Genomic DNA, 15,658 nt, shown 5'->3' with positions numbered 1-15,658 from the left:
GCCGTAAGCGTTTTCCGACCGGTGACCGGTCGTAGCCCAGTGGATGAATCCCATGTCTGAAACACTTCCCCGCAAGGCCGTCGTGCTCGTTTCCGGTGGCATGGACTCGGCCGTCACCATTGCCATCGTGCGCGAACGGGGCTACCAGGTGCATGCGCTCAGCGTGGCCTATGGCCAGCGCCACAGTTCGGAGCTGGAAGCTTCGGGGCGGGTGTCGAAAATGCTCGGCGCGGTCGAGCACAAGACCGTGCACGTCGATCTGCGCAGCATCGGTGGTTCGGCGCTCACCGCCGACATCGCTGTGCCGCTGGATGACGACGCCCACGACGGCGACGGCCACATCCCGGTGACCTACGTGCCGGCGCGCAACACCATCATGCTGTCGATCGCACTGGGCTGGGCCGAGGTGCTGGGCTCTTGCGACATCTGGTGCGGCGTCAACGCGGTGGACTACTCGGGCTATCCCGACTGCCGCCCCGCCTTCGTCGAGGCCTTCGAGCGACTGGCCAACGTCGCCACCAAGGCCGGCGTGGAGGGCGCGGGCATCCGCATCCACGCGCCGCTGATGGCGATGAGCAAGGCCGACATCGCGCGCGAGGGCGCGCGGCTGGGCGTGGATTTTTCCGCCACGGTGAGCTGTTACCAGGCCGACGCCGAGGGTCGCGCCTGCGGCCACTGCGACGCCTGCCGCCTGCGTGCGCAAGGTTTCCGCGAGGCAGGCCTGTCCGATCCCACGCGTTATGTCTGAGCCATCTTTGCTTGTGTGCTTGCGGCGCAATCCCTAAAATCGCCAGTCCGCTTGATGACGGGTCGTTAGCTCAGCTGGTAGAGCACTGGACTTTTAATCCATTGGTCCCGGGTTCGAGTCCCGGACGACCCACCAAGATTTCCGGAGCGCTCGCAAGGGCGCTCCTTTTTTTTGGAATGGCGGCTTGGATGGCCGCTTGCCCGGCTCGTGCGTTGCAGCGCCTCACCGCGTACCCACTACCAGCGCGGTGAAGTCCTTCACCGGCGCGCCACGCGGCGCGGGGGCGGCGGCGACCAGCCAGACGCGATGGGTGGCCTTGTCCAGCGCCATGGTGCGCGCGCCGACCTGGGTGGGCACGTTCGCCAGCACGCGGTAATGGTCGGCATCGTCCTCGTGCACGACGGTCAGCGTGCCGTCGTGGTTGGAGCTGTAGACCAGCCGGGTGGCGGGATCGAAGCGGGCGGCGTCCGGACCCTTGCCGATCGCCACGGTGGTGACCTGGTGGCCGTCATTGGCATCGGTAACCACCATCAACTGGTTGTCGCAGACCGAGAACAGGCGGTGCGACTGCGTGTCGATGGCCAGCCCGCTGGGCGAGTCGCAGGGCGCGAGCTTCCACACGGCGTCGACCTTGTCCGTCTTCGTGTCGATGCGCGCCAGCTCGTTCTTGTCCTCGAGGTTCGCGAACACGTGGCCTTGGCCATCGCTGACCGCGAACTCCGGGCGGCCGGGCAGGGCGATCTCGGCGATGGCCTTGTCGCTGGCCGGATCGATCACGCTGGCGTCGCCGCTGTGGCCGTTCATGGTCAGCACGTGGCCGCTGGCCGGATCGAACACGATGGCGTCGGGGCCCTTGCCCGCGATCGGGATGTCGCGCAGGTCTTTCAGCGTATCCAGGTCGATCACGTGGACGCTGTTGGCGGCGCCGTCGCTGACGTAGCCGTGGCGCAGCTTCGGCACCAGCGCGATGCCGTGGATGTGCTGCATGCCGGGGATCTCGCCGGTGAGCTTGCCATTCTCCGTGTCCACCACCATCACGCGGTCGTTGCGGGCGATCAGCAGGTGGTGCGTGGCCGCGTCGATGGTGAGGTAGTCCCAACCGCCGCTGCCGCCCAGCGGGTGGCGCTGCAGTACGGCGTAATCCGGCGTGGCGGCGAAGGCCGATGCGGCGGCGGCACTGCCGACGGCGAGGAACAGCAGCGAGGCGATGGACTTCATGACGGGCTCCGGCGGGATGGACGACACAGTTCCGCCAAGCATGCGCGCCGGATGATTAGCAAACGCTGTGGGCGCTCAGTCTCGCGGGTCCGGCGGCTGGGCCTGCCGCCAGCGCCGGGTAAGGCGCTCGACTGCCAGCGGCAACAGCGCCAGCAGGGCCAGTGCGCCCATCGGCAACAGCACCGAGGGATGCAGGAAGAGTCCGACGTCGAGCGCGCCGTCGCGGCCCAGCGCCTCGCCCAGCCCTGCGCCGATCGAGCATTCGAACACCAGCGACACCGTGCCGCCCAGCCAGCTGGCGCCCAGGAACAGCCACAGCGGGCAGCGCAGCCAGGCCAACCCCACGGTGACCGCGCCGAACGGCATCACCGGCACGAAGCGCAGAAACAGGGTGTAGCTCACCGGATGGCGTTCGAAGCCGTGGTGCAGCCGGGCGGCGAACGGCGGCGGCGGGCGCGTGCCCGCGCCGAAGGCGTAGCGGCTGGCAAGGTACAGGATCAGCGAACCGAGGGTCAGGCCCGCCGAGGAACACAGCGTGCCGTCGACGACACCGAACGCGAAGCCGCCGGCAAGGATGATCACGATGGTGCCGGGGATGCCGGTGGACATCGCCAGCGCGAGCAGGCCGACGTAGGCCAGCCGGCTCAGCCACGGATGTGCGGCGATGTGCGCGTGCAGCTCGTGCTGATGGGCGACCAGGTGCTGCGGGCTCAGCCGGTCCAGCGCGCCCGAGGCGTACAGCACGATCCCGGCGACCAGCAGCAGGACCAGCGGCAAGGCGGCGCGCAGGCGTTTCAATACGCTGCGCCGCGGGCGCCGTAGCTGGCGAGCACGTCGCGCGCCTCGTTGCGCAGGATGTCGCGGCGCACCGCGATGCCGCGGCGCGCGAGCTCGCCGATCCAGTCGGCGGGCAGCGGGCCTTCGTCGAACTCGGTGAGTTCCTCGACATCCTCGGCGCGCGCGCCGATCAGCAGCTCGTCGACGCCGGCCCACACCGTGGCGCCGTAGCACTGGCAGCAGGGCTGGGCACTGGTGGCCAGCGTGTAGCGGCCGCCGTCGGCGTTGAGGCGAAAGCTGGCGAGGCGTTGCTGCGCGCTCATGTAGGCCAGCATTTCCGCGTGCGCCACCGAGCAGGTCTGCGGCACCACGCGGTTCACGCCCACCGACACCACGCGACCCTCGGCATTGAACACCGCGGCGCCGAACGGGCCGCCGGGACCGTGCTCGATGTTGCGGCGGGAGAGCGCGATGGCCAGGCCCACGCGCTCCTCGTCGGTGACGTAGTGGCGCGTGTCGTCGACGAACTCGTCGACCCACGGCGGCAGGGTGAGGTGGATCTGGCGCGGCAGGAACATCGCGCTCAGGCCTTCGCCGCCCAGGTGTCGCGCAGGCTCACCACGCGGTTGAACACCGGCGCGTCGACGCGATGGTCGACGCGGTCGGCCACGAAATAGCCCAGCCGCTCGAACTGGTAGTGCTGCTCCGGCACGGCCTGCGCCGCGGCGGGCTCGACCCAGCCCTGCACCACGCGCTTGGCCTCGGGATTGATGTGTGCGGTCCATGGCCGGCCGTCGTCCTCGGCATCCGGCGCGGCCACGTTGAACAGGCGATCGTAGACGCGCACCTCGGCGGCCACCGCATGCGCGGCGCTGACCCAATGGATGGTGCCTTTCACCTTGCGGTCGGCGCCGGGCAGGCCCGCGCGCGATTCGGGATCGAGCGTGCAGCGCAGCTCGGTGACGTTGCCGGTGCCGTCCTTCAGCACCTCCTCGCACTTCACGATGCCCACGCCGCGCAGGCGCACTTCGCCGCCGGGTACCAGGCGCTTCCAGCCCTTGGGCGGCACTTCGGCGAAGTCTTCGCGCTCGATCCACAGCGCGCGCGCGAACGGAATCTCGCGCATGCCGAAGCTGTCGTCCTTGGGGTGGTTCGCGAATGTGAGCGTTTCCGCGTGGCCTTCCGGCAGATTGGTGATGACCAGCTTCAGCGGGTCGAGCACGGCCATGCGGCGCGGCGCGGCGGCGTCCAGATCCTCGCGCACGCAGTTCTCGAAGATCGCATAGTCGATCACGCTGTTCTGCTTGGACACGCCCACGCGCTCGATCAGCAGGCGGATGCCGGCGGCGGTGAAGCCGCGCCGGCGCAGGCCGCGCAGCGTGTTCATGCGGGGATCGTCCCAGCCGTCCACGAAGCCTTCGTTCACCAGTTGCGCGAGCTTGCGCTTGCTGGTGATGCAGTAGCTGAGGTTGAGGCGCGAGAACTCGATCTGGCGCGGCTTGGCGGGCTTCGCCTCCAGCCCGGCGGCGACCACCGACTGCCACAGCTCGGGGTGGTTCGGCAGGTCGACCTTGTCCACGCACCAGTCGTACAGCGGGCGGTGGTCCTCGAATTCCAGCGTGCACAGCGAATGGGTGATGCCTTCCATCGCGTCCGACAGTGCGTGGGCGAAGTCGTACATCGGGTAGATCGGCCAGGCGTCGCCGGTGTTCTGGTGGGTGACCTTGCGGATGCGGTACAGCGCGGGGTCGCGCAGGTTGATGTTGCCCGCGGCCATATCGATCTTCGCGCGCAGGGTGTGGCTGCCATCGGCGAACTCGCCGGCGCGCATGCGGCGGAACAGGTCGAGGTTCTCCGCGATGGAACGCTCGCGGTGCGGCGAGTTGCGTCCCGGCTCGGTGAGCGTGCCGCGGTATTCGCGCATCTCCTCGGCGCTGAGGTCGTCGACGTAGGCCAGGCCGTCTTCGACGAGCTTCAGCGCGGCGCGGTACAACACGTCGAAATAGTCCGAGGCGTGGCGCAGGCTGTGCCAGTCGTAGCCCAGCCAGCGCACGTCGTCCTTGATGCCCTGCACGAACTCGGGGTCTTCCTTGCCGGGGTTGGTGTCGTCCAGGCGCAGGTTGCACCAGCCGTTGAACTCGCGGGCGATGCCGAAGCTCAGGCAGATCGCCTTGGCGTGGCCGATGTGCAGGTAGCCGTTCGGCTCGGGCGGGAAGCGGGTGTGGATTGCCACGTGCCTGCCCGCGGCCAAGTCCTCGCGGACGATCTGGCGGATGAAGTCGCGCGGGCCGTCGGCCGGCGCGGCGGCGGTGGCGGACTCGGCGGGGCTGGACGGGATCGACATGAAGCGACTCGCGGGCTGGCGAAAGAATCCGCGAAGTTTACCTTGTCCCCGCTGGCGACCGAAGTTACGGGGGCTGGACGACTCAGTGCGCCGCGACTTCGGCCGGGTTCGCGCAGACCTGGTTGCGGCCCTGCGCCTTGGCCAGGTACAGCGTGACATCAGCCTGCTTGATCCAGGCTTCCACGTTGGCGTGCCGCGGCCCGACCTCCGCCACGCCCAGGCTGAGCGTGCACGGGTGCACGGACGAGCCGTCGCCACGACCGATCCGCTCGACCCGCTGGCGGATCCGCTCGGCCACCTCGCGGGCGCGTTCGAGGCTGGTCTCCGGCAGCACCACGCCGAATTCGTCGCCGCCGAGGCGGCCGGGCGTATCCACGCTGCGCAGGCTCTCGCGCAGCACTGCGGCGATCTCCTGCAGCAGGGCATCGCCGGTGGCGTGGCCGTGGCGGTCGTTGACCTGCTTGAAACCGTCGATGTCGAGCAGGATCAGCGTGGCCGGCCGCTGGTTGCGCAGGTAGCGGTGCATCTCGTGCGCGGCCGTTTCCAGCCAGTGCGCGCGGTTGGCGAGGCCGGTGAGCGTGTCGGTACGGTTGAGCTGTTCCAGCAGGCGGTTCTGCTGGCGGATGCGGCGGCCGAACTTGAAGTTCACCGTACTCAGCCAGACCGGATAGATCGCCATCATCGGGATGCAGGCGACGATGTCGAACATGTCGCTGGTCGGCTGCCAGGCGAAGCCGCCCAGCCACGCGACCAGCGCGCAGGCCGCGACCTGCAGCAGCAGCGCGCGCAGCAGCACCCGCCCGCCGCCGGCGCTGATGCGATCCATTGCCATCATCGAGGCCAGCATCACGCAGGGCAGCAGGTTGAACCGCATCACCGCGATCCACGTCCCCAGCATGGCCGAGTCGGCCATCAGGTTGAACTGTTCGTGCTGCACCGGCCGCGTGGCGCGCACGGCGTGCAGCCACGCCAGGTGCGGCCACAGCAAGCCGTTGGCGAGCAGCAGCGACCACAGCCAAGCCGGCGCCTGCTGCTGGTACAGCACGGCCGCCACCGGCAGCATGCCCAGCCCCAGCCCCAACGTGCGCAGACGATGCGCCAGGCTCACGAACCTCAAGCCTTCGTCGCGCTTGCCCATAGGCTGGCCATCCCCCGTGTCGCCTTGCGTCGCTACCGGCGCCGCTGGCGCGACGATAGAGCAGATGGCCGCCGCGCCGCTACTGGGGCGCCGCGGGGCTTGCCGTCGGCGTGCGGCGGGGCTAGCGTGCGGCTCATGCATACCGTCTACCGCGCCGAAAACCTGTTCGATGCGCACCTGGTGAAGGATGCGCTGGAGCATGCGCAGATTCCCGCTTTCATCGCCGGCGAGTACCTCACCGGCGGAGTGGGTCAGCTGCCGGCGCTGGACTATCTCGCGGTGATGGTGCCCGATTCCAGCCTGGGTGTCGCCGAGGGTATCGTGCGCGAGGTCGAGGCGCAGCTGGCCGAGGCGCGCGAGGCCATGCGCGAGCTGGGCGACGATCCCGGCGATCCGCTGGCCGTGCCCTGCTGAGCCGCGCGGTGTCCGCTTCGGCGTCGAATGCCCGTGCCGGCACGCCGCACCCGATCACCATGGAGAACCCGATGCCTGCTTTTGCCGGATTGATACGCGCCGTGCCGGACTTCCCCAAGCCAGGCGTGCTGTTCCGCGACATCACCCCGCTGCTGGCCGATGTGCACGGTTTTGCGGAATGCATCGCCGCGTTGGCTGCACCATGGCGGGATGCCGGAGTGCAGACAGTGTGCGGCATCGAGGCGCGCGGCTTCATCTTCGGGGCTGCGTTGGCGCAGGTGCTGCACGCGGGCTTCGTGCCACTGCGCAAGCCGGGCAAGCTGCCACCACCGGTGCTGGCGGTGGACTACCAGTTGGAATACGGCAGCGACCGGCTGGAGGCACGCAGCGATGCGCTGCAACGCGGTGAACGCGTGCTGCTGGTGGACGACGTGCTGGCCACTGGAGGCACCCTGGCCGCGGCGCAGACGCTGGTCGAGCGCTTCGGCGCCGAGCTTGCGGGCGCGTCGGTGGTCATCGAACTGGAGGCGCTGCATGGGCGGGGGCGCTGGAACGGCGGCCAGCCGCTGCACGCGCTGTTGCGCTACTGATCGCCATGCCGCCGGCGAGCATGCCGGCGACGGGCCGTCCAGGCATCCGGGCGGCTATTGCACCCCGGACGATACCTGCCCGGCGGGTACATCGACCGACGTCACGTAGAACAACTCGCAGGCGCCGTCGCCGGTATCGTCGCGGGTCAGCGAGGTGCGCCAGTGCCAGCCGCCGGCGCGGTCGGCGTCCACCAGGTAGCCGTCCAGCGCCACCAACTGGCCCACGCGCACGCGCCCCAGTGCACGGCGCACGCCCGCATCGGCGGGGATCAGGTGCATGTTCGCGCTGTGCGTTTCGATCTCGCGGCGCGGGATCGGGAACTGTCGCACGCTCCAGTAGTAGAAGCGCGCCGACTGCGTGATGTCGATCTGCTGCAGCACGGCGCTGTCGGACATGCGCCCCCAGCCCAGCGCGAAATCCTCGGGCACCAGCGCGGCACCGGCGTCGAAACGGTAGCGCTCGGTGGACAGCACGCGTGCGGTGAGATCGAACTGCGCGCGCGGGGTGAGCGTGAAGTCCCCCATGCGGATAGTCGCCATCGGAGCGGCCAGCGGTGTCTGCACGGGATCGTCCGGCGCCAGCACGCCCGGTGGCGGATGCAGCGGCCGCATGTGCCACCATGACCAGCCGCCCCACAGCGCCAGCAGGGCGGCCGCGACCAGCCAGGGGCGGCGCATTCAGTCGAAATCCGCGGCCAGCGTGTCGCGCTGCTCGGGCGTCAGTACCGCCTCGACCGGCATCGCCGGCAGCGTGCAGGCCAGCGTCACCGGCGCGCCCGCCCTCCATGCGGCGATGCGCGCCGCGTCCAGCGGGAAGCACAGGAAGTGCACCGCGGCGGTCTTTTCCTCGTTGCTGCGCTCCATGTCCTCGTCGGCCACCGCGATGGCCGGTGCGTGGCCCTGCACGGTCAGCGTGATCACGTGCTCGATACCGCGCAGGCGCACCAGCTCGCGCTTGCGCTGCTCCACGTCGTCATACTCGATCAGCAAGGTGGCTTTGAGGTTGTCGCCGTCGGGGATCAGCGGGTTGTAGGCATCCAGCTCGTCCTGGATACCGGCGGGCTCGAAGATGCGCTCGATGCGCAGCATCTCCTGCACCTGGTACTGGATGCTCAGGCGATCCTCGAAGATCAGCGTGAGATGCCCGCCCAGGTGCACGGTGCGCTGCTTCTTGTGCGCCATCACGCGGGCGCGGAACTCCGCGCGTTCCAGCGCGTAGTTCTCCAGGCTGAGCAGGTCGCCGCGTTCGAGGATGTCCATGATCTTTGATCGGAAGTGAGGGAAGAGAAGTGCGGTGGTGAGAGAGGGCAAAAGCAGGAGCGGCCCGGCGAGTTGCGAGGCTTTCTCTCGCTCCTTGCTCTTCTCAACGCACTCCTCAAATGCCGTAAGCCTTGCGCAGCAGGCTGAGCGGATGTTCGGCCGACGGTTTGTCATCGAGCCCGTGTGCGATATGCCCGCCGGCCATCGGGCAGTCGCTGGTGAAGTGGGTGGGCTCGGCCTGCGCCACGCGATTCTCCACCGGTTTGGCCAGCTTGCGCGACAGCGCGTAGGTCTTGTGCTTCACGCCGTAGGTGCCGTCGTGGCCGGAGCAGCGCTCGATGGTGATGACTTCGGTGCCCGGCACCAGTTGCAGGATCTCGCGCGTCTTCGGGCCGATCTTCTGCACGCGCTGGTGGCAGGGCACCTGCCAGGCGACTTTTCCAAGCGAGGTCTTGAAGTCGGTTTGCAGCAGGCCGGCCTTGTGGCGCTCGGCGAGGTATTCGAATGGGTCGAAGAAGCGCTCGCGCACCAGCGCCACGTCGGCGTCGTCGGGGAACATCAGCGGCAGCTCCTGCTTGAACATCAGCACGCAGGAGGGAATCGCTGCGGTGAAATCCCAGCCTTCGCGCGCCATCCGAGCCAGCACGGGGATATTGCGCTCCTTGTACTTGCGCACGGTGTCGAGGTCGCCCAGCTCCAGCTTGGGCATGCCGCAGCAGCTTTCCTGCTCGACCAGCTTGCTGGGGATGGCGTTGTGCGCCAGCACCGCGGCGAGCGCTTCCACCACGCCGGGCTCGGAATGGTCGCAGTAGCAAGTGGCGAAGATCGCCAGCTTGCCGCGCGTGCGTCCGGCGGGGACCGCATCGCCGTGACCGTCGAGTGGCTTCAGTCGCTTGCGCGCGGTAGGTGTGTGGTACGCGGGCACGCGGGCCTGCGCATCCACGCCCAGCGTCTTCTCCAGCAGCTTGCGCGCACCCTTGTTGCGGTTCGCGGCGTTGACCACCTCGACCACCACCGGGATCGAGGCGAGCTTGCCCACCGCGCGGGTGTTGGAAAGGATCTTCGCCGACAGCGGCACGCCGTGCTCGCGGAACTCGACCGCCTTGGCGCGCAGCATCAGGTGCGGGAAATCCACGTTCCAGGGATGCGGCGGCGTGTACGGGCACTTGGTCTGGTAGCAGAGGTCGCAGAGATAACACTGCTCGACCACCTTCGGGTAGTCCGCCTTGGCCACGCCGTCGATCTCCATCGTCTTCGACTCGTCGATCAGGTCGAACAAGGTGGGAAAGGCGTGGCACAGGCTCACGCAGCGGCGGCAGCCGTGGCAGATGTTGAACACGCGCTCCAGTTCCGCGGCTAGCGCGGCCTGATCCCAGAACGCGGGGGCGTCCTGGCCCAGCGGATGCCGGGTGGGCGCTTCGAGGTTGCCTTCGCGGCTGCTGTCGACCGGTTCCGACATGGGCGTCTCCGCGGGCGCCGCGGCGCCCATGACCCTGCGATGGCGATGCCGGCAGCCTATGGCTGCCGGCAGGCGGCTCAGCCCATTTCGCCCAGCGCCTTGGTGAAGCGGTTCGCATGCGAGCGCTCGGCCTTGGCCAGGGTCTCGAACCAGTCGGCCACCTCATCGAAACCTTCGTCGCGCGCGGTCTTGGCCATGCCCGGGTACATGTCGGTGTACTCGTGGGTCTCGCCGGCGATCGCGCTCTTGAGGTTGGCGTGGGTCTCGCCGAACGGCAGGCCGGTGGCGGGGTCGCCGCACTGTTCCAGGTATTCGAGGTGGCCATGGGCGTGGCCGGTCTCGCCTTCGGCGGTGGAACGGAACACGGCGGAAACGTCGTTGTAGCCCTCCACGTCCGCCTTGGCGGCGAAGTAGAGGTAACGGCGGTTGGCCATGGATTCGCCGGCAAACGCGTCTTTCAGACTCTGCTCGGTTTTCGAGCCTTTCAGCTTGCTCATGACATCACCTCGTGGCGTCGGGCTGGGAGGGCAATGCGGAGCGGCCCAAGGAGCATGGGCGGCAGAAACACAAGCGGCTGCGGCTGCGCCGTTTTGGGCATCTTCCGCGCCGGCTTTTGGCCCATAGAACCACTATGGGCCTGCAAGCCGTCACGAAATCTGCCTCAAAACGACTTTGCCTCGCCCGCTTGGTTTCTACCGCCCACGCTCCAGAGCGGTCGCTACGTTCCGAGCCTAGCGCTGCGGGAGGATTCGTTGAAATTGATTGTGCTTATCAGGACGATCGTTTCGGACTATCGCGACGCGGCTTCGTGGGCGTGGCCGTCGCGGCCGCCGGCGTGGCTGCGTCGTGCGGATCGAGCAGGCCTTTGGGCAGTTCGCGGAACACGCCGGCAAGCTGCTTGAGGAAGCCGCCCATCGCCGAGCTCTTGCGCCACAGCATCGCGATGCGCCGGCTCGGTGGATGGCTGCCGCGAAACTCGATCAGCTGCACGTTCGGCGCCTGCGCCACCGGCGGCTTCACCGCCAGCGTGGGCAGCAAGGTGATGCCCACGTCGGCGGCCACCATCTGGCGCAGCGTCTCCAGGCTGGTGGCGCGGAAGCCGCTCCTCTCGCCCGCGCCGGCGAGGTGGCAGACCTCCAGCGCCTGGTCGCGCAGGCAGTGGCCGTCCTCCAGCAGCAGCAGGCTCTGGTCGCCAAGGTCGGCCAGCTTCAGCGAGGGACGCCGCGCCAGCGGATGCGATTGCGGCACCGCGAGCACGAACGGCTCCTCGAACAGGAATTCCGCATGCAGGCTGTCCTCGTGCACCGGCAGGGCGAGAATGCCGGCGTCCAGCCGGCCTTCGCGCAGGCGGCGCAGCACTTCCTCGGTCTTCTCCTCCACCAGCAGCAGTTCCAGCCGCGGGAAGCGCTCGCGCACCCGCGGCACCACGTGCGGCAGCAGGTAGGGGCCCAGCGTGGGGAAGATGCCCAGCCGCACCGTGCCGGATTCGGGATCCAGCGTGCGCCGCGCGATGCCCTTGATCTGCTCCACCTCGTTCAGCACGTCGCGCGCGCGCGCCACGATCTCGCGGCCCACGTCGGTGAGCAGCACCTTGCGCGGCGTGCGCTCCACCAGCGCCACGCCCAGTTCCTCCTCCAGCTTCTTGATCTGGGTGGACAGGGTGGGCTGGCTGACGAAGCAGGCCTCCGCCGCGCGGCCGAAATGGCGCTGCTCGGCGAGGGCCACCAGGTAGTGCAGGTCGCGCAGGTTCATGACGAGCCCCATCATAGACGTGAACTATGAAAGCCCATAGTAGTGATTGAGCCGCTTGACGCAAGCGCGCGCGCCGCGCCGGCGTCGACATGCCTTATGGCACTGTGTGGAAAGTCATGTGCCGCCTAGCGTGACGGGTTCCTGTACACACCCGGGGAACCCCTCATGCGTCGTCTTGTCCGTCCTCTCCTGTTCACCGCGCTGGCCACCGGCTGCGGCCTGGCGTTCGCCGCCGGTGCCGACCAGGCACCCACGGGCCGCCTGCCGTCCTGGGCGGTGCCGCAGTCCTACCAGATCGCGTTCAAGGTGGATCCGGCGCAAACCGACTTCTCCGGCACCACCACGATCAAGGTGAAGCTGGCCAAGGCCTCCGACCACGTGTGGCTGGACGGCGCTTCGCTTACGGTGTCGAAGGTGACGGTGACCGACGCCGCGGGCAAGACGCATGACGCGAAGTACGTGGAAGCCGATTCGAAGGCGGGCGTGGTGCGCGTGGATTTCGGCAGCACGCTGCCGGCCGGCGAGATCACGCTGAAGTTCGAGTACACCGCGCCGCTCAACGCGCAGTTGCAGGGCCTGTACAAGGTCACCGCCAAGGGCCAGCCCTACGCGATGACGCAGATGGAACCGATCAGCGCGCGCTACGCCTTCCCGAGCTTCGATGAGCCCGGCTTCAAGACGCCGTTCGACATCTCGATCACCTTGCCGGAAGGCGACACCGCGGTGGCGAACACGCAACTGGTAAGCGAGAAGCCGGCGGGCAAGGGCTGGAAGACGGTGAACTTCGCGCCGACCTTGCCGCTGCCGACCTATCTGGTGGCGTTCGCCGTGGGCCCGTGGGACATCACGCCGACCGCGGAAATCTCGCCCGACGCCTACCGCAGCAAGCCGCTGCCGCTGCGCGGCATCGCCGCCGCCGGCGAGGCGCATCGCATGAGCCACGTGATCTCCGAGACGCCGAGCATCATCCACGCGCTGGAGAACTACTACGGCTTCGGCTATCCGTGGGACAAGCTGGACGTGCTCGCGGCGCCGGACTTCGCCGCCGGCGCGATGGAGAACGCGGGCCTGGTCACGTTCCGCGACTGGCTGCTGCTGCTCGACAAGGATTCGCCGGCGCGCAACGTGCGTGGCTCCTTCAACGTCACCGCGCACGAGCTGGCCCACCAGTGGACCGGCGACACCGTGACGCTGGCCTGGTGGAACGACATCTGGCTCAACGAGGCCTTCGCCACCTGGATGCAGCAGAAAGTCACCGAGGAAGTGCATCCCGAATACCGCGCCGACCTCGACCGCGTGCGCGGCGCGCAGGGCGCGATGGGCAACGACAGCCTGGTCAGCGCGCGCAAGATCCGCCAGCCGATCACCGGCAACGGCGACATCGAGACCGCGTTCGACGGCATCACCTACCAAAAGGGCGCCGCCGTCATCGGCATGTTCGAGAACTACGTGGGCGACAAGACGTTCCAGAAGGGCATGCGCGCCTACATCCAGGCGCACAAGTTCGGCAACGCCACCGCGGATGATCTCGTCAACGCGATCGCCACCGCGGCGGGTAAGGGCGACGCGTTCAAGCACGCGTTCAAGAGCTTCCTCGACCAGTCCGGCGTGCCCTACGTGCAGACGAAGCTGGAGCACAGGAACGGCCAGACCGTGCTGGAACTGAAGCAGAGCCGCTACCTGCCGCTGGGCAGCCATGGCGATGCCTCGCGCATCTGGGGCGTGCCGGTGTGCGTGCGCTATGGCACTGCTGACGGAAGCAAGGTGGCCTGCGACATGCTCGACAAGGCGACCGGCTCCATCGTGCTGGCCGGCGCCAGCAACCCGACCTGGGTGATGCCGAACGCGAACGCCGCCGGCTACTACCGCTTCAGCCTCGACAAGGGCGAGCTGGCCGCGCTGGTGAAAGAGGTCGCCAAGCTCAGCGATGCCGAGCAGCTGGCCTATGCCGACGCGATCGGCGCCAGCTTCCAGCATGGCGATCTCGATGCCGGCCAAGTGCTCGCCGCGCTGAAGCCGCTCACCCAGTCGAAGACGAGCCAGGTGTTCACCGCACCGCTGGGACGCGTGAGCTGGATCTACCATCACGTGGCGAAGACCGATGTCCAGCGCGCCCGCGTCGCGGACTGGGTGAAGGCCGCCTACCTGCCGAAGCTCGAAGCGCTGGGCTACCAGCGCAAGGCTGGCGAGTCGGAGGACGATGCGCTCCTGCGCAGCACGCTCGCCGCCACGCTGGCCTTCGACTACAAACTGCCCGCGGTGCGTGCGGCCCTGCTCCAGCAGGGTGAGGCGGCGCTGAAAAAGAAGGCCGACGGTCGCCTCGACCTCGCGGCCGCGAACCCCGACCTGCTCGGCGACGCGCTGGGCGTGGCGGTGCAGACCCAGGGCAAGAGTGCGGTCGATGCGCTGATCGCCGAACTGCCGCAGACCAGCGATCCGGCACTGCGCAACGGCATTCTCGGCGGCCTGGCCAGCGTCGAGGACCCCGCGCTCGCCGAGCAGGTACGCGACTTCGCGATCAGCAAGCCGGTCAAGGTGGGCGAGATGGCCTCGCTGCTGCGCTCGGGTCGCGACACCGAGGCCCAGCGCGACGCGATGTGGAGCTGGTTCGCCGGCCACTACCCGCAGATCCTCAAGCGCACCGGCAGCTTCGCCGGCGGCTACCTGCCGATGCTGGCCGCGGGCGGCGGCTGCTCCAGCGCCGAGGCGCAGCGCGTGCAGGCGTTCTTCAAGCCGCGCATGAACGATGCCGCCGGCATCTCGCGCGGCCTGGCGCAAACCACCGAGGCTATCGAGCTGTGCGCGGCGCTGCAGGCCAAGCAGGAGCCGGCTTCGATCCTGCGCTGATCGGTTTGAGTCATGGATGCGACAAGCCCCGCTGCGGCGGGGCTTGTCGTTTGTGGTGGCCCGCCGACGCAAGTCGTAGCATGGGCGGAAATTCAACGCACCGACATCGTCTACAGGGGGACGGATGATCGAGCTGGAAATCCAGGCGCTCGCGCTGCAACGCGAGGGCCTGCTCATCGAGGTTGGCCGCCTGGCGGCCGCGAATGGCTTCACCCTGCTGCGGCAGCGCCTGGCGCAAGACCCCCATGGCACGCTGCTGAGCATGGTGGTGCGTGGCTCGTGGTTCAAAAAGCGCGCGTTGCGCCAGGCGCTGGAAGGTTGCGACCGGCTCATCAGCTTCGAACTGGCGCCCGCCGTCGAGGGCGAGGTGCGCACGCATTTCGCCGCCACCAGCAAGGTCACCAGCGGCTACGTGCCGCCGCCGGCGCCGCCACCCGAGCCGCCACCCGTTCCGGCACCCGTTCCGGAGCAGGATGCCGCGCCCGCGCCGGCCGTGAGCGCGGAGGCCGGAGTCGCCATCGCGGCGGCTCCGCAGCCCGCACCGGAAACGGAGACCTTCGAGGAACTGGTGATCCGCCGTCCCGCGCCGCCGCCCGCACCGACCGAGCCGGAGCCCGAACCCTACGTCGAACTGCCGGAGCTGGCGGCCGACGAGGCAGCAGTCGAACAAGCGCTGGCAGCGCTGGAGCAGGAATACCCGCGCATCCTGCCGCGCCTGCTGGCGCTGGATCGTGGCGTGCAGCCGGGGGCGCGCGCCGCCACGCTGCAACTGGCCGGCCAGCGCGTGGGCGCGTGGGTGTTCGCGCGCGAATATTCGCTGGACACCGGACTCGCGCTAGCCGCCGCACTTTCCGCCCTCGCCGTGCCGGCGCTGCATGCCTTCGCCGAGGCGGAGCTGCAGGATGGCCAGCTGCATATCCGGCACAGCGCGTTGTGCGCCGGGGACGGCCATTCCGGTTGCGGCTTCTATGGTGGCTTCCTCGAAGGCCTGCTAGTGCCGGCCCTGGCGCGGCGCAGCCTGTCGGTCCTCCCGGTCTGCTGCCGCAGCTTCGGCGCCGACGAGTGCGTGCTGGCGGTGTCGGACTGAGCCGAGCGACCGGGCCGTTCCGCG

General features: G+C 68.7%; 15 protein-coding genes and 1 tRNA gene. 6 read left to right on the top strand and 10 right to left on the bottom strand.

The window, feature by feature from the left end:
- Positions 1-52: 52 nt before the first annotated feature.
- Together queC and B0E52_RS05345 are read left to right on the top strand one after the other, a co-directional pair.
- Positions 53-748, top strand: a complete 696-nt coding sequence (gene queC, locus B0E52_RS05350; RefSeq protein WP_077482359.1) for a 7-cyano-7-deazaguanine synthase QueC — start codon at positions 53-55, stop codon at positions 746-748.
- A 59-nt stretch (positions 749-807) separates the two neighbouring features.
- Positions 808-883, top strand: a tRNA-Lys gene (locus B0E52_RS05345).
- An 87-nt stretch (positions 884-970) separates the two neighbouring features.
- Here B0E52_RS05345 and B0E52_RS05340 read toward each other — a convergent pair.
- The 5 genes from B0E52_RS05340 to B0E52_RS05320 all read right to left on the bottom strand — a co-directional run bounded on the left by B0E52_RS05340 (position 971) and on the right by B0E52_RS05320 (position 6,195).
- A complete protein-coding gene (locus tag B0E52_RS05340; RefSeq protein ID WP_077482358.1) occupies positions 971-1,966 on the bottom strand; it encodes a YncE family protein in 996 nt (331 codons plus the stop codon).
- Positions 1,967-2,041: 75 nt separating this feature from the next.
- On the bottom strand, positions 2,042-2,764 hold the full coding sequence (locus B0E52_RS05335) for a VTT domain-containing protein (protein ID WP_077482357.1): 723 nt from the start codon (positions 2,762-2,764) through the stop codon (positions 2,042-2,044).
- Positions 2,761-3,321, bottom strand: a complete 561-nt coding sequence (locus B0E52_RS05330; protein ID WP_077482356.1) for a nucleoside deaminase — start codon at positions 3,319-3,321, stop codon at positions 2,761-2,763. Before B0E52_RS05330 ends, B0E52_RS05335 begins: the two co-directional genes overlap by 4 nt.
- Positions 3,322-3,326: 5 nt before the next feature.
- A complete protein-coding gene (locus B0E52_RS05325; protein ID WP_077482355.1) occupies positions 3,327-5,087 on the bottom strand; it encodes a glutamine--tRNA ligase/YqeY domain fusion protein in 1,761 nt (586 codons plus the stop codon).
- Between the two features lie 82 nt (positions 5,088-5,169).
- Positions 5,170-6,195 carry a diguanylate cyclase gene (locus B0E52_RS05320; RefSeq protein ID WP_168174129.1) on the bottom strand — a complete coding sequence of 342 codons (1,026 nt, stop codon included), beginning with the start codon at positions 6,193-6,195 and terminating at the stop codon, positions 5,170-5,172.
- A gap of 165 nt (positions 6,196-6,360) precedes the next feature.
- Between B0E52_RS05320 and B0E52_RS05315 the strand changes: the two genes are divergently transcribed.
- On the top strand, positions 6,361-6,639 hold the full coding sequence (locus B0E52_RS05315; protein ID WP_077482409.1) for a DUF2007 domain-containing protein: 279 nt from the start codon (positions 6,361-6,363) through the stop codon (positions 6,637-6,639).
- A 71-nt stretch (positions 6,640-6,710) separates the two neighbouring features.
- Positions 6,711-7,229: an adenine phosphoribosyltransferase gene (locus B0E52_RS05310; RefSeq protein ID WP_077482406.1), complete on the top strand. Its 519-nt coding sequence runs from the start codon at positions 6,711-6,713 to the stop codon at positions 7,227-7,229.
- A gap of 54 nt (positions 7,230-7,283) precedes the next feature.
- Here the strand turns inward: B0E52_RS05310 and B0E52_RS05305 are convergent, their stop codons facing one another.
- The 5 genes from B0E52_RS05305 to oxyR form a co-directional block, all read right to left on the bottom strand.
- The gene (locus B0E52_RS05305) at positions 7,284-7,907 is read right to left on the bottom strand and encodes a hypothetical protein (protein WP_077482353.1); all 624 of its coding nucleotides are present in this window, start codon (positions 7,905-7,907) and stop codon (positions 7,284-7,286) included.
- Positions 7,908-8,489, bottom strand: a complete 582-nt coding sequence (locus B0E52_RS05300; RefSeq protein ID WP_077482352.1) for a DUF3501 family protein — start codon at positions 8,487-8,489, stop codon at positions 7,908-7,910.
- 115 nt (positions 8,490-8,604) lie between these two features.
- On the bottom strand, positions 8,605-9,948 hold the full coding sequence (locus B0E52_RS05295) for a heterodisulfide reductase-related iron-sulfur binding cluster (RefSeq protein WP_077482404.1): 1,344 nt from the start codon (positions 9,946-9,948) through the stop codon (positions 8,605-8,607).
- A 77-nt stretch (positions 9,949-10,025) separates the two neighbouring features.
- Positions 10,026-10,445, bottom strand: a complete 420-nt coding sequence (locus B0E52_RS05290; RefSeq protein ID WP_077482351.1) for a rubrerythrin family protein — start codon at positions 10,443-10,445, stop codon at positions 10,026-10,028.
- A 274-nt stretch (positions 10,446-10,719) separates the two neighbouring features.
- The gene (gene oxyR / locus B0E52_RS05285) at positions 10,720-11,700 is read right to left on the bottom strand and encodes a DNA-binding transcriptional regulator OxyR (RefSeq protein ID WP_077482350.1); all 981 of its coding nucleotides are present in this window, start codon (positions 11,698-11,700) and stop codon (positions 10,720-10,722) included.
- 165 nt (positions 11,701-11,865) lie between these two features.
- Here oxyR and B0E52_RS05280 point away from each other — a divergent pair, with 165 nt between their 5' ends.
- Positions 11,866-14,547, top strand: coding sequence for a M1 family metallopeptidase (locus B0E52_RS05280; RefSeq protein ID WP_077482349.1), 2,682 nt, complete (start codon positions 11,866-11,868; stop codon positions 14,545-14,547).
- 124 nt (positions 14,548-14,671) lie between these two features.
- The gene (locus B0E52_RS05275) at positions 14,672-15,634 is read left to right on the top strand and encodes a hypothetical protein (RefSeq protein WP_077482348.1); all 963 of its coding nucleotides are present in this window, start codon (positions 14,672-14,674) and stop codon (positions 15,632-15,634) included.
- The last annotated feature ends 24 nt before the right edge of the window (positions 15,635-15,658 follow it).

This window comes from Rhodanobacter sp. C06, from assembly GCF_002001105.1.
In the GTDB taxonomy this organism is placed as follows: domain Bacteria; phylum Pseudomonadota; class Gammaproteobacteria; order Xanthomonadales; family Rhodanobacteraceae; genus Rhodanobacter_A.
The sequence above is the reverse complement of the archived record's forward strand: the minus strand, read 5'-3'. Positions and strand labels throughout refer to the sequence as shown.

What these genes read in the sequence shown, in the direction of transcription:
- B0E52_RS05310 (WP_077482406.1), top strand. Translation starts at nt 6,711, where the DNA reads ATGCCTGCTTTTGCCGGATTGATACGCGCCGTGCCGGACTTCCCCAAG.
- B0E52_RS05305 (WP_077482353.1), bottom strand. Translation starts at nt 7,907, where the DNA reads ATGCGCCGCCCCTGGCTGGTCGCGGCCGCCCTGCTGGCGCTGTGGGGC.
- B0E52_RS05290 (WP_077482351.1), bottom strand. Translation starts at nt 10,445, where the DNA reads ATGAGCAAGCTGAAAGGCTCGAAAACCGAGCAGAGTCTGAAAGACGCG.
- B0E52_RS05325 (WP_077482355.1), bottom strand. Translation starts at nt 5,087, where the DNA reads ATGTCGATCCCGTCCAGCCCCGCCGAGTCCGCCACCGCCGCCGCGCCG.
- B0E52_RS05315 (WP_077482409.1), top strand. Translation starts at nt 6,361, where the DNA reads ATGCATACCGTCTACCGCGCCGAAAACCTGTTCGATGCGCACCTGGTG.
- B0E52_RS05295 (WP_077482404.1), bottom strand. Translation starts at nt 9,948, where the DNA reads ATGTCGGAACCGGTCGACAGCAGCCGCGAAGGCAACCTCGAAGCGCCC.
- queC (WP_077482359.1), top strand. Translation starts at nt 53, where the DNA reads ATGTCTGAAACACTTCCCCGCAAGGCCGTCGTGCTCGTTTCCGGTGGC.
- B0E52_RS05340 (WP_077482358.1), bottom strand. Translation starts at nt 1,966, where the DNA reads ATGAAGTCCATCGCCTCGCTGCTGTTCCTCGCCGTCGGCAGTGCCGCC.
- B0E52_RS05330 (WP_077482356.1), bottom strand. Translation starts at nt 3,321, where the DNA reads ATGTTCCTGCCGCGCCAGATCCACCTCACCCTGCCGCCGTGGGTCGAC.
- B0E52_RS05300 (WP_077482352.1), bottom strand. Translation starts at nt 8,489, where the DNA reads ATGGACATCCTCGAACGCGGCGACCTGCTCAGCCTGGAGAACTACGCG.
- B0E52_RS05280 (WP_077482349.1), top strand. Translation starts at nt 11,866, where the DNA reads ATGCGTCGTCTTGTCCGTCCTCTCCTGTTCACCGCGCTGGCCACCGGC.
- B0E52_RS05275 (WP_077482348.1), top strand. Translation starts at nt 14,672, where the DNA reads ATGATCGAGCTGGAAATCCAGGCGCTCGCGCTGCAACGCGAGGGCCTG.
- oxyR (WP_077482350.1), bottom strand. Translation starts at nt 11,700, where the DNA reads ATGAACCTGCGCGACCTGCACTACCTGGTGGCCCTCGCCGAGCAGCGC.